We start from the raw sequence: 12609 nt of genomic DNA, 5'->3' as shown, positions 1-12609 counted from the left end.
TGTTTTCCGGGACATCCTTTTTCTTCCATTACCCTTGCGGCTGCGAAGGTTCGGAAATGTTCGTCAGCGCCTGTTCGGCCGCTTCGTTCGATGCGCTGTTCGTCGCAATATCGCCTAAAGCGACAATGCCTTGAAGCTGGTTGTTTTCGACGATCGGCAAGCGGCGGACTTGGTGCTGCGCCATCACATTGGCGGCATCTTGAACGCTCATGTTTGGCGTACCGGTGACGACTTGGTTTGTCATCACATCCGCTACTTTGACCGTCGACGGGTCTTTCCCTTGGGACGAGACACGCAATGTAATGTCGCGGTCTGTGATCATTCCTTTCACTTGCCCGTTTTCCACAACCGGCAGCGCGCCAATATTTTTTTGACTCATAATTTGCGCGGCTTCTTGCACTGTTTGGTTCGGCGAAATGGTCGCCACGTTTTTCGTCATAATGTCTTGCACTTTCGTTCCGCTGTTGTTCGTCAATGTGATCCTCCCCTTTCACCGATTAGTATGGCTCGTTTGTCGAGCGATATAGATAGAAAATGTTGTTTTCTTTCCTGCCCTTTGCCGGTTATGAATGGACGTTCCGTTTTCCATCCCTATATAATGGAGCTGAACAGTGTAAGATCGGGCAACGGTGTCTGCAACGGAAGAAGGGGAGAAGGATGGAACAAGAAAAACGCGCAGAACACTTGCTTTTGGCCGCATGGGCGACCGCGCTCATCGCCACCCTCGGAAGCCTTTATTTTTCGGAGGTGCTTGGGTACATTCCGTGCGACCTGTGCTGGTTTCAACGCATTTTTATGTATCCGCAAGTCATCATTTTAGGAATCGCCATCGTGCGCAAAGACGCTGCGGCGGCTCGCTATAGCTTCACACTGTCATTGATTGGCGGGGGTATTTCTCTGTATCATTATGGATTGCAAAAAATTCCGCTGCTTCAAGAATACGCCATCAGTTGCGGCCGCATTCCGTGCACAGGGCAATATATAAACTGGCTTGGATTTATCACCATTCCATTTTTGGCGTTCACTGCCTTTATGATCATTATTTTGTTAAGTTGGACCGTCATGCGCCAGCAAAGAAAGGAGAGCGAACGTTGAAAAAACTGCTCGCATTTGGCGGCATCATTGTCGTCCTGTTCGCTGCGATCGCGTTTATTACGATGTACGAACAAAAAGAAGCCGCAAGCAACAACCCTTACCATAAAAGCGAGCTGAACCCAGCCACTGTCGCCCAACTTGACGACCCGAACTACCGCAACATTATTTTGCCCGCGGAGTTGAAACAGCAACTGGCTGACGGCAAGACGCTGACCGTTTACTTTTACAGCCCGACATGCCCGCACTGCCAGCGGACAACGCCGATCGTCGTTCCTTTGGCGAAACAGCTGGGCATCGACTTAAAACTGTTCAACTTGCTCGAATTTGAAGACGGTTGGGACAGATACCATATTGAAGCAACCCCGACCATTGTCCATTATGAAAACGGCAAAGAGGCAAAACGCATCGAAGGATACCATGATGAAAAAACGTTTCGCCGATGGTTTGCCTCACTGCCAATGCCAAAAAAATAAGGAGCTGCGCCTTTTACAAGACGCAGCCCCTTGCCCTACATCACCCACTGGTTCACAGCGGGAACATACATGCTGCACGGCATCGCCCGCTTATGGAGAAACTGCTTGGCCCGAAATGGAAAGGTGATGCCATGACGAGCCAAAATGTTTTGATTGCGGACAAACAACCACTCGTATTGATCGCACTCTCCATGTTCCCCGATATATTCAATGACGGTGATCAGCGACTGCAGCGCAGAAATAATTTGGAATGCCTCTTTCATCGTCCCATTATATGCAACATGGCCATCGTTCAGCGAAAGAATGCCCCATTCCTCAAACTGGCGAATTTGTTCATCATCGAAGTAATAAGGGAAAACATCGGTGTAAAAATAATTGAGCAAATAGTGAATATAGTTTTCTTGCTCCGGGGTTGCCGCATACATTATCTTCAATGTTCATACCACCTTTTCTCGCCGCAATGCTTGCGTTTTCCATCGCTAAGACGATACTATGAGTGTACCATATTTGCCGCCTATGTAGGGGTAGAAAGTGTTTCCACGACTACAGGGAACTGGGAGGGTGACAACATTTGTGGACGAGAAAAGGCGATTGGCTTGAATGTTCGATTCCCGACTTTTGGAGCGGCTTGACCATCGAACAGCTCCTGAAAAATGTATGGGCTGCATCCAAAAAACTGGCCCACCGATGGCGAATGGAACACGGCGTCAAACGAAACGGCGAAGCGGTCTCATGGCAGACAGTGTTGCGCGAGCGGGATCGGCTTCAGCTTCATGCGTATGCGCCGGAGCCTTCCTTGATCGTTCCGGAATACCGGGAGCTTTCGCTTTTATGGGAGGACGACCATTTGCTCGTCGTAAACAAAGAAGCCGGCATCGATGTCCATCCGTCTGAAGCGGGACAAACCGGCACGCTTGCGAATGCCGTTTCCTTTTATTTGCAGTCACAGGCTATTTTGACAAAAGTGCGCCACATTCATCGGCTCGACCGCGACACATCGGGGGCCATTCTATTTGCAAAACATCCGCTCGCCGGCGCAACGCTCGACCGGATGCTCGCCCAGCGCGCCATTAAGCGGACGTATATCGCCCTCGTTCACGGCCGCCTGTCCACCAAATCCGGAACGATTTCTGCGCCGATCGGCCGCGACCGCCATCATCCGACGCGCCGCCGCGTCTCGCGAACCGGGGCGAGAGCAGTGACGCACTATCGCGTGCTCCAAACGTTCCCCGCTGCGTCGCTTGTCGAGCTTACCCTTGACACCGGACGGACGCACCAAATTCGCGTCCATTTGGCCCATCTCGGCCATCCGCTCGTCGGCGACACGCTTTACGGCGGCCAGCCGATATTTCATCGTCATGCGCTGCATGCCGCTAAACTAACGTTCCGCCACCCGTTTACAAATGAGGAAGTCGTCTGCCTCGCACCGACGGACGACTTTCCCGTTCCCCTTCCATCCGTTTACAACCAAGAACACTGCTAACGTTTCGCGGCACGCCAAAGCAGGCGCCCCCAAGGCAGACGCAAAAAAGGCAGACGTTTCCCCGTCTGCCTTACAAACGCAGCTGCTCTTCTTCAACGTCCGCCGTTTCGCTTTCTTCCTCTCGATCCGGTTCTTTTTTCACCACCTCGAGCGTCTTGACGTGATGGCCATCCATCTCTTTGACCGTAAAGAGATAGTTGTCGATTTCCACAGTATCGCCTGTTTTGATGTCATAATGCTTCGTCAACACCCAACCGCCGATTGTATCGACATCGTCATCATCGATTTCAAGCCCTAACAAATCGTTCACTTCGCTAATGAGCACCTTGCCATCCAAAATGAACCGATCGCCAATGTTTTGGATAAGCGGCGTTTCATCGATATCGAACTCATCCTGGATTTCGCCGACAATTTCTTCCAAAATATCCTCAACTGTTACCAATCCGGATGTGCCGCCGTACTCGTCGACTAAAATCGCCATATGGATGCGTTCTTTTTGCATTTTGACCAACAAATCGTGAATGGCGATCGATTCAATCACTTGAATAATCGGGCGGATATAGTCTTTGATCTGTTTATCATGGGACGGGTTGGCGATGAAATCCGTAAACACTTCCTTCACGTTAATGAGCCCGAGCACATGGTCCTTATCGCCATCAATGACCGGATAGCGCGTATACTTTTCTTCGCGAATGATGTCCAAGTTTTCCTTGAAGCTTTTGTTAATATCGAGCGCGACAATTTCTTTGCGCGGCACCATAATTTCCTTCGCTATGCGATCGTCAAAGCGGAAAATGTTGTTGACATAGCGATACTCGGATTGATTGATCTCCCCGCTTTTGTAGCTTTCTGATAAAATGAGGCGCAACTCCTCCTCAGAGTGGGCGATTTCATGCTCCGCCACTGGCCTGAGGCCAAACAGGCGCGTCACGAGCCGCGCAGAGTTGTTGAGCGTCCAAATGAACGGATACATGATTTTGTAAAACCAAATGAGCGGCTTGGCTGTCCACAGCGTAATCGCTTCTGCTTTATGAATAGCAAATGTTTTCGGCGCCAATTCGCCGACAACAACATGCAAAAACGTGATCAATGAAAACGAAATAATAAAGGCTAAAAAGTGGGAAACGGATTCCGATAAATGGAGGCGTTCAAACAGCGGCAGCAACATCCGCGCCACCGTCGGCTCCCCAAGCCAGCCAAGCCCAAGCGAGGTGAGCGTAATGCCGAGCTGGTTCGCCGATAAATAGCCATCCAAGTTCGAAATCACTTTTTTCGCCGCGATCGCCCGTTTATTGCCTTCATTGATAAGTTGGTCGATGCGCGTGCTGCGCACCTTGACGATCGCAAATTCCGAAGCGACAAAAAAGGCGGTGCAGGCAATAAGTAACGCCACTAACAGCAAACTGGCTATGTCCAATTCATCTCCGAGCGCGGATGAAGCGCCCAGGTACACCTCCTGCGTGCAAAAGTTTCGCCATGCCGCCAACGGCGGACAGCCTAAGGCGGCACAACGCATTACGACTCTTCGTTATTGTTCCCTTGGGTAAAGATGAGCACATACTTCAACAGCTCAAATACGGCGATCAATGTCGCGGCCACATACGTCAACGCCGCTGCGCCGAGCACTTTGTTCACGCCGCGAACTTCATCCGGAGCGATAATTCCTTCCGCCAAGATAAACCGTTTCGCCCGGGCGCTCGCATTAAACTCGACCGGCAGCGTGATGACTTGAAACGCCACCGCCAGTGAGAAGAACAAAATGCCGAGACCGATCAATGAAAATTGATGGAGCAAAAACCCAACCAGCAGTAAAAACGGAGCCACGCCGGAAGCCAAATTCACAACAGGGAACATCCGGTGGCGAAGAACGAGCGCCGCATACCCTTGCTGATGCTGAACCGCATGACCGACCTCATGGGCGGCAACGGAAATGGAAGCGATCGAACGCCCGTAAAAGACAGGTTCCGACAAACGAACAGTGCGGGAAATTGGATCGTAATGGTCGGACAATCGTCCCGGAACGACCTCAACCGGCACGTGATGCAAGCCGTGGCGGTCTAAAATCATGCGCGCCACTTCCGCCCCCGTCAACCCCGATGAGGCTGGAACTTCAGACCAGGCATTGAAATTGCTTGATACCTTCCATTGCGCCCAAAGCGATATCAGGAAGGCGATAAAAATGAAAATATCCATCGGATGGAATAGCATCTCAGCACCCTCCGTTTTTCCAATTGTGTATACTATTATTTATTGTACTTGTTCATCATTTCATACGTCAAATATGCCACCTTGGTTTCATTTCTCTTATAGAAAAAACAGCGCCGACGACGGGCGCTGTTTGGCCGATCCTGTTTATCAAAAGTTGAAGTTGTCTGGATCGGCGCCAATCCGTTTATTCAAGTTTAACGCATCAATTTGCTTCATTTCCTCGGCTGTCAACGAAAAATCGAAAAGGTTGGCATTTTCTTTAATACGCGCCGGCGTCACCGATTTCGGGATCGTCACGACGCCGTGCTGCAAATCCCAACGCAACACGACTTGCGCTGGCGTTTTCCCGTATTTTTTGCCAATTTCAACGATTGTCGGTTCGGTTAAAATTTCCCCGCGCATAAGCGGCGACCATGCCTCAAGCTGGATGCCGTTTTCCCGGCAAAACGCCTGCAGCTCTTTTTGCGTTAAGCGCGGATGGTACTCGACTTGGTTGACCATCGGCTTAATTTCGCAGTCAGCCAGCACATCTTGCAAATGGTGAATTTGGAAGTTGCTGACGCCAATCGCGCGCACATAGCCGTCTTTATACAGCTTTTCCAGCGCTTTGTACGTCTCTTTATACTTCCCTTTCACCGGCCAGTGGACTAAGTACAGGTCAACATAATCAAACCCAAGCTTTTTCAAGCTTGCATCAAACGCCTTCAGCGTCGTCTCATACCCTTGGTCGGTGTTCCATACTTTCGTCGTCACAAATACTTGCTCGCGCGGAATGCCGGATTCACGGATCGCTTGCCCGACCCCTTCTTCGTTTTCGTAAAAAGCGGCCGTGTCAATATGGCGATAGCCAATTTCCAACGCGGTGCGCACCGCGCTTTTTACTTCCTCGCCCTCCTTTACTTTGTAGACGCCAAGGCCAACCCACGGCATTTGCACACCGTTATGTAATACAGCGCAGTCTTGCAAACTGTTCAATCTGCTTCCTCCTCCAACATCGGTATAGCTTTATTATGGAAAAACGTCCAGGAAAAAGCAAAATATATGCACAAAAAACGAGGAAAATATCCCCTCTCCGTCTCGCTCCATCCTTTTTTCATCCGCCGATTTGCAATGTGCAGTGCGTTTCGGGGCTCGTTTTTCTATATTTTTTGCCAAAATAAAAAACCGCCCCCAAAGGCTGTTCATACAGCCCTTAGGGGCAGATTCCCGTTCCTCACTTCGCGATTGTCATCTTCCCTTCCGCTAGATTTTGTCCAGCAGAAGGATGAAACTCATTTTCCATTTTTGAAACGACAACCGTCGCCACAGCGTTGCCGATGATGTTCGTAATCGCCCGCGCTTCCGACATGAAGCGGTCAACCCCAAGCAACAAGGCGATGCCTTCGACCGGAATCATCGGAAATGCTGCCAACGTTGCAGCCAGTGTAATAAAGCCGGAACCGGTAACCCCTGCTGCCCCTTTCGAGGTGAGCATTAATACGCCAAGCAACGTCAGCTCTTGCCAAATGGTTAAATCAATGCCGTACGCTTGAGCGATAAAAATCGCCGCCATCGACAAGTAAATCGATGTGCCGTCTAGGTTAAACGAATACCCTGTCGGAACGACAAGACCAACAACCGATTTCGAGCACCCGTATTTTTCCAAACGTTCCATCAGCCGCGGCAGCGCTGATTCAGACGAAGATGTGCCCAAAACAAGCAACAGTTCCTCTTTGATATAAGCGAGAAACTTAAAGATGTTAAACCCATAAAACTTGGCAATCCCGCCAAGCACGACGAAAATGAAAAGCGCCATCGTAATGTAAACAGAACCCATCAGTTTACCGAGCGACACGAGCGAACCAAGGCCGAACGTGCCGATCGTATACGCCATCGCGCCAAATGCAGCAATCGGCGAAACTTTCATGACCATATTGACGACGCCAAAGAAAATTTCAGCGATTCGCTCAAACAACGAAAGCACCGGTTTGGCTTTCTCCCCTAACCCTGCTGCCGCCAAGCCAAACAGGACGGCGAAGAAGAGTACCGGAAGCAATTCTCCGCTGGCCATCGCTGCGACGACGTTATCCGGGATAATACTGAGCACGAAATCGACAAACCCGTGGCTCGTCTCTTCCGCCTGCTTCGTATATTGCGAAATGTCGCCGCCTTTTACGGCATCGGTGTTAAACCCGACCCCTGGTTTGACTAGGTTGACGACGACAATCCCGATAGCCAACGCAAACGTGGTGACAATTTCAAAATAAATGAGCGCCTTGCCGCCGATGCGGCCGACTTTTTTCAAGTCGCCCATATTGCCGATCCCGATGACGACCGTGAAGAAAATGATCGGCGCAATCACCATTTTAATCAGCTTAATAAACCCATCGGCCAATACTTTCAGCTTCGTGCCGAATTCCGGGAATAAAAATCCGACGATAATCCCTAAAATAATACCGATAATGACTTGCACAGTTAAATTTTTAAATTTGCTCCGCATTTCTCCCACTCCTTTCTTTGTCTTGACAACGCTTTCAACATCATCATAAAGGAAAAAGCATAAAATCAAAATATTATGGTGATAATGGTCGTTTTGGTCTTTTTGGTCTCAAACGTTTACAAAAACTGCATCTATCGCCATAAAAGAAGCTTCCGTCACCGGAAGCTTATTCATCGGATTTCTTGATTTCATTCAAAAGTCTAGAACCGAACTGCCTCGTAAATTCCTGATACAGCGGGGCCAATTTCCGTTCCCATCTCCGTTTTTCTGTTTCCGACAGCAAATAAAGATGGACGTCCTCGCGCTGGCGCAATTCGTTCAATTCCCGTTCGTTTTGCGCCTTTGACTCCTGCAAATTCCATTGTGTTGCTTCAGCCATCGCTTCAGTGATTTTTTGCTGGATGTCTTTTGGCAAATGGTCCCAAAATGCTTGGTTCATCATCACGGCATAACCAAGGTACCCGTGGTTGCTGATGGTGATGTAAGGCTGAAACTTGTAGAAACTTTTTGAGTAAATGTTGGAAATCGTATTTTCCTGGCCGTCAAACTCATGCTGCTCAAGCGCCCGATACACATGGTCAAATGAGACAGCAACCGGTTCTCCGCCAAGCAGGCGAAACTGTTTTTCGATCACTTCGCTCGGCATAATGCGAAAGCGCAAGCCGCGGAAGTCATCAGGTGCGATAAGCGGGCGGGTGGTGCTCATCATTTGCTTAAATCCGTTGCTCCAAAGCGCCAACCCTTTGATTTTCTTCGCCTCAAGCATTCCGAGTAGCTCAGCCCCGATTTCTCCAGTAAAGACGCGGCGCACATCGTCATCGTTGCGGAACAAAAACGGCAAATCGAGCACTTGCCATTCGGGGACAAGCTCTGTCACCTTTGAAAATGATGGCGCGATCATTTGCACATCGCCGCGCAACAGCGCATCAAGCTCCTCGCCGTCCGAATAGAGCGAACCGTTCGGAAACACCTCAACTTTGACGCGGCCATCGGTCTTTTGTTCGACAAGCTCGGCAAACTTTTGCGCCGCCAACCCTTTTGGCGTGTTTTCCGCAACAACATGGCTAAAGTAAATAATAATTTGGTTTTGCAGCCCCTTTTGTTCATCATCATAAACAAGCGGCTCCCGGCCGACTTGCTGGCTCACCGCCCATCCAGCCAACCCGATGCCGGCGAACAGAAGGAGCAGCCACCATTTCCAACTGTTTCTCATCATCCACACCATTTTCGTCCTTGATTTTTTCATCTCTTTTATCATATCAGAGGAATCATGCTAAAATAAATGATAATGACTGTTTCGAAAAAAGAGGAGTCTCGCCATGAATCGGCTGCCGATCCGTTGGAAAATCACGATTTTAATTTTTGTCATCGTCAGTTTTTCGATGCTGCTGAGCGGCTTGTTTATCATCAGCGATTTTTTTCATACAAAAGAAGAAGAACTGAGCCAGCGCGCCTTGTTGACAGCGCGCACAGTGTCTGAACTGCCGGAAGTCAAACACCACATTGTCGGCGACAAGCAAAGCCGGGCGCTCGTCAACATGATCGTCGAACGGGTGCGCGTCATCCACAGCGCTGACTATATTGTCGTACTCGATATGAACAAAGTTCGCCTCTCCCACCCGCTCCCAGCAATGATCGGCACCATTTCCCACGGCGCCGATGAAGGGCCGGCATTTGCCGAGCATACGTACACCTCGAAAGCGCGTGGGGAAATCGGAACCGTGATCCGCGCCTTCGTCCCCATTATGAACAGCGATCACGAACAAATCGGCGTCGTCATCGCCGCCTACCGGCTGCCGACATTTTGGGAAGCGATGAGCACAGTAAAAGAGGAAATTGCGATAGCGATCGTTTTGTCGCTGCTCGCCGGCGGAAGCGGAGCTTGGCTGCTTGCCTCCCACATTAAGCGGCAAATGTTCCAACTCGAGCCGCATGAAATCGCCAAACTGCTTGTGGAGCGGACAGAGGCGTTTAACGCCATGCACGAAGGCGTCATCGCCATTGACAGCGATGAACGCATCACGATTTTCAACGATCGGGCGAAACAAATGCTTGGCGTCGAAGGGGATGTCATCGGGCAGCCGATCCGCTCTGTCATCCCGGATACACATCTTCCGGAAATTCTTGAGGTAAACAAACCGATTTATAATCGTGAGCTGCAAATTGGCAACTTGACGATCTGGAGCAACCGCATCCCGATCAAGGTCAACGGGAAAACAGTCGGCGCCATTGCCATTTTCCAAGACCGCACGGAAGTCAAGCGGCTGGCCGAAGAACTGACAGGAGTGAAAGCGTTTGTCCATGCCCTGCGCGTGCAAAACCATGAATACATGAACAAGCTCCACACGATCGCCGGCCTCATCCAGCTCGGCCATATCGAAAAAGCGCTCGAGTACGTCTTCCAAGTTACAGAGGAACAGGCAGAACTGACGCAGTTTTTAAGCCGCAACATCAAAGACGAAAGCATCTCCGGGCTATTGTTAAGCAAAATCCGCCGCGGCAAAGAGCTCGGCATTCGCGTGACGATCGACCGGCACAGCCGGCTGCACCGGTTTCCACCGCGCCTTGATCACCATGATTTCGTCGTGATCCTCGGCAATTTAATCGAAAATGCATTTGATTCGTTCCGCAACGTCGCCGGCCGCGAGAAGGAAGTATACGTCAGCATCGAACAAAATGAGGATGTCTGCTCCCTCTCTGTCGAAGACAACGGCCAAGGCATCGCCCGCGAACATCTCGGCCGCATCTTTGAAGAAGGCTTCTCCACAAAAGGGAGCGATGGCCGCGGCATCGGCTTATATTTAGTCAAACAAATCGTGGACAAAGGAAACGGACAAATCGAGGTTCAATCGGAAGAAGGAAAAGGCACCATCTTTACGATCACATTTGACATGTAACATAGCAAGGAAGCCTAGCGAAACAGCGCTGGTGTCTTTCTCCATCATGTAAACAGGCTCCATCCGTGCAAAGGAGGAAAAGCATGTACCGTGTACTGCTCATTGAAGACGATCCGATGGTCCAGGAAGTGAACCGGCAAATGATCGAACAAGTGGACGGCTTCACCGTCGTCGGCCTTGCCGGAAACGGTGAAGAAGGACTCCGCCTCATCGACGAGCTGCGTCCCGATTTAGCGATGATTGATATTTACATGCCGCAGCTAGACGGCCTTGAAACAGTAAAGCAAATCCGCGCCCGCGGCCATGAAGTTGACATCATCGCCATCACAGCAGCAAGCGACATTGAAACAGTGCGCCGCGTCCTGCAAAACGGCGCCTTCGATTACATTGTGAAACCGTTTAAATTTGAACGGCTCAAACAGGCGCTGGGAAATTATCGGGCGTTCCGCCAGTCGCTTGCAGAAAAGGAATCGCTCACCCAGGCAGAACTCGATGCACTGCGGCAAACGGCTGAACAACCTGCCGCCCCGCTCCCTGAACTTCCGAAAGGATTAAACGAAGTGACGTTGGAAAAAGTCGTCGCCTACTTGCGCCAGCACCGCTTCCCTGTTTCCGCCGAGGAAGTGGCCGAGGGCGTCGGCATCGCCCGTGTGACGGCCCGCCGCTACTTGGAATACCTTGAGAAAACGGGAAAAGTCGTGCTCGATGTTCAATACGGCGGCGTCGGACGCCCCGTGAACCGATACCATCTGAAAACTATATAACACGATGGTGTTTCAAGCGGCTTCAAACGAATTGTCAAAAATGGAAAGCCAGGCCCTATTATGCCGTATCCCGCACCAACAACCGAGCAGGCAGCTCTTCCTGTTTTCGCGTCACACGGCCTGTCTCCAGCCAATGGTGAAGAAGGCGGAACGCTCTTTCCCCGAGCGTAAAATGGGGGAGCGCCACGGTTGTAATGCCCATCATTTCGGCCAGCGGATCATTATCAAACCCAATGATGGCAAGCTCCTCTGGAATGCGCACTCCGATGCGTCGCGCCTCGAGCACGATTCCGGCCGCCACTTGGTCACTCGTCACAAGCAACGCGCTCGGACGCTCCTCCATCGCGATCCATTGCTCCATGACCCGCTTTCCATCCTCAAGAAATAGACACCCATCAAAAACCCAATGCCGTCGAGGAATGACGCCGACTTCACGCAACACATCCTGGTACGCCGCCGCCCTCGCTTGGCTGTTCGGCCCCGTCATTCTTCCGATGCAATAGCCGATGTGTCGGTGCCCTTTTTTGATCAAGTAGCGCAGCGCTTGGACAAACGTCTGGTAGTGATCGATATAGACGGTGAAAAAATCATACCCTTCCACCTGCTCGCATAAAACGATGGGACCGTCTTCCTGATAAGCGGCAAACGCTTCCCAGTCCACTTCATGGGAACATACGATCATCCCATCCATTTGCTTCATCCGCAGCCGTTCCAATGCCTCGAGCTCCCTCTCCACATCATAATTCGTCTGAAACAAAAGCAGTTGGTAACCATAACGAAGCGCCTCCTTGGAAATCCCTTCGATTACAGCCGAAAAATAAGGGTGGTGAATGTACGGAAGCATGACCCCGACAATCGTTGTCCTTCCTTTCGCCAAGTGAACGGCTTGAATATTTTTCGAGTAATTTAACTTCTCCACCGCTTCCCAAACCGCTTTTCGTTTTTCCTCGCTCACATATGGATATCCGTTCAACACCCTCGATACAGTGGCCACCGACACTCCCGCCTCTTTCGCCAAATCGCGGATATTCGCCATGTTCCCCACTCCCCTAAAAAAGACTTGCTTTGAAACGCGTTTCATACATTATGTTGATTCTGCCATCTAGTATACGGTAGCGTCAAAAGTTCTATGAAAACTCCACACAGATCATCCCATTGAGCATCGTGGGGCATGCGGAGGGCCGGATTCGCCCTTGACCAACACCCGCCA

13 protein-coding genes are annotated in these 12609 nt (G+C 50.6%); 5 read left to right on the top strand and 8 right to left on the bottom strand.

Translation table 11 applies throughout. The features are described from left to right. Positions 1-28 precede the first annotated feature (28 nt). The gene (locus tag CV945_RS06655) at positions 29-475 is read right to left on the bottom strand and encodes a CBS domain-containing protein (protein ID WP_094239605.1); all 447 of its coding nucleotides are present in this window, start codon (positions 473-475) and stop codon (positions 29-31) included. 182 nt (positions 476-657) lie between these two features. Between CV945_RS06655 and CV945_RS06650 the strand changes: the two genes are divergently transcribed. Further along, positions 658-1095 carry a disulfide formation protein C gene (locus CV945_RS06650; RefSeq protein ID WP_013523012.1) on the top strand — a complete coding sequence of 146 codons (438 nt, stop codon included), beginning with the start codon at positions 658-660 and terminating at the stop codon, positions 1093-1095. Then, on the top strand, positions 1092-1568 hold the full coding sequence (locus tag CV945_RS06645) for a thioredoxin family protein (protein WP_100659409.1): 477 nt from the start codon (positions 1092-1094) through the stop codon (positions 1566-1568). The genes CV945_RS06650 and CV945_RS06645 overlap by 4 nt, the downstream gene beginning before the upstream one ends. A 35-nt stretch (positions 1569-1603) precedes the next feature. On the opposite strand, the gene CV945_RS06640 is transcribed toward CV945_RS06645, so the two are convergent. Then, entirely contained in the window at positions 1604-2002 is a 399-nt protein-coding gene (locus CV945_RS06640) for a YhcU family protein (RefSeq protein WP_100659408.1), read from the bottom strand. Between the two features lie 137 nt (positions 2003-2139). Between CV945_RS06640 and CV945_RS06635 the strand changes: the two genes are divergently transcribed. Continuing rightward, positions 2140-3051: an RluA family pseudouridine synthase gene (locus tag CV945_RS06635; protein ID WP_100659407.1), complete on the top strand. Its 912-nt coding sequence runs from the start codon at positions 2140-2142 to the stop codon at positions 3049-3051. Between the two features lie 70 nt (positions 3052-3121). On the opposite strand, the gene CV945_RS06630 is transcribed toward CV945_RS06635, so the two are convergent. The 5 genes from CV945_RS06630 to CV945_RS06610 all read right to left on the bottom strand — a co-directional run bounded on the left by CV945_RS06630 (position 3122) and on the right by CV945_RS06610 (position 8951). Beyond that, positions 3122-4468, bottom strand: coding sequence for a hemolysin family protein (locus CV945_RS06630; protein WP_100659432.1), 1347 nt, complete (start codon positions 4466-4468; stop codon positions 3122-3124). A gap of 98 nt (positions 4469-4566) precedes the next feature. Further along, on the bottom strand, positions 4567-5259 hold the full coding sequence (locus CV945_RS06625; RefSeq protein ID WP_100659406.1) for a zinc metallopeptidase: 693 nt from the start codon (positions 5257-5259) through the stop codon (positions 4567-4569). Positions 5260-5406: 147 nt separating this feature from the next. Continuing rightward, the gene (locus CV945_RS06620) at positions 5407-6234 is read right to left on the bottom strand and encodes an aldo/keto reductase (protein ID WP_100659405.1); all 828 of its coding nucleotides are present in this window, start codon (positions 6232-6234) and stop codon (positions 5407-5409) included. 238 nt (positions 6235-6472) lie between these two features. Next, positions 6473-7738, bottom strand: a complete 1266-nt coding sequence (locus tag CV945_RS06615; RefSeq protein WP_100659404.1) for a dicarboxylate/amino acid:cation symporter — start codon at positions 7736-7738, stop codon at positions 6473-6475. A gap of 166 nt (positions 7739-7904) precedes the next feature. Beyond that, entirely contained in the window at positions 7905-8951 is a 1047-nt protein-coding gene (locus CV945_RS06610) for a TRAP transporter substrate-binding protein (RefSeq protein ID WP_100659403.1), read from the bottom strand. 106 nt (positions 8952-9057) lie between these two features. Here CV945_RS06610 and CV945_RS06605 point away from each other — a divergent pair, with 106 nt between their 5' ends. Both CV945_RS06605 and CV945_RS06600 read left to right on the top strand, forming a co-directional pair. Further along, a complete protein-coding gene (locus CV945_RS06605; RefSeq protein ID WP_100659402.1) occupies positions 9058-10635 on the top strand; it encodes an ATP-binding protein in 1578 nt (525 codons plus the stop codon). A gap of 83 nt (positions 10636-10718) precedes the next feature. Beyond that, positions 10719-11399 (top strand): response regulator, encoded by a 681-nt coding sequence (locus CV945_RS06600; protein WP_100659401.1) that lies wholly within the window; start codon positions 10719-10721, stop codon positions 11397-11399. Positions 11400-11457: 58 nt separating this feature from the next. On the opposite strand, the gene CV945_RS06595 is transcribed toward CV945_RS06600, so the two are convergent. After that, entirely contained in the window at positions 11458-12435 is a 978-nt protein-coding gene (locus CV945_RS06595; protein WP_100659400.1) for a LacI family DNA-binding transcriptional regulator, read from the bottom strand. Between the last annotated feature and the right edge of the window lie 174 nt (positions 12436-12609).

It is taken from the genome of Geobacillus sp. Manikaran-105 (genome assembly GCF_002809955.1).
Classification (GTDB): domain Bacteria; phylum Bacillota; class Bacilli; order Bacillales; family Anoxybacillaceae; genus Geobacillus; species Geobacillus thermophilus.
The sequence above is the reverse complement of the archived record's forward strand: the minus strand, read 5'-3'. Positions and strand labels throughout refer to the sequence as shown.

What these genes read in the sequence shown, in the direction of transcription:
- CV945_RS06650 (WP_013523012.1), top strand. Translation starts at nt 658, where the DNA reads ATGGAACAAGAAAAACGCGCAGAACACTTGCTTTTGGCCGCATGGGCG.
- CV945_RS06625 (WP_100659406.1), bottom strand. Translation starts at nt 5,259, where the DNA reads ATGCTATTCCATCCGATGGATATTTTCATTTTTATCGCCTTCCTGATA.
- CV945_RS06615 (WP_100659404.1), bottom strand. Translation starts at nt 7,738, where the DNA reads ATGCGGAGCAAATTTAAAAATTTAACTGTGCAAGTCATTATCGGTATT.
- CV945_RS06610 (WP_100659403.1), bottom strand. Translation starts at nt 8,951, where the DNA reads ATGAGAAACAGTTGGAAATGGTGGCTGCTCCTTCTGTTCGCCGGCATC.
- CV945_RS06605 (WP_100659402.1), top strand. Translation starts at nt 9,058, where the DNA reads ATGAATCGGCTGCCGATCCGTTGGAAAATCACGATTTTAATTTTTGTC.
- CV945_RS06600 (WP_100659401.1), top strand. Translation starts at nt 10,719, where the DNA reads ATGTACCGTGTACTGCTCATTGAAGACGATCCGATGGTCCAGGAAGTG.
- CV945_RS06595 (WP_100659400.1), bottom strand. Translation starts at nt 12,435, where the DNA reads ATGGCGAATATCCGCGATTTGGCGAAAGAGGCGGGAGTGTCGGTGGCC.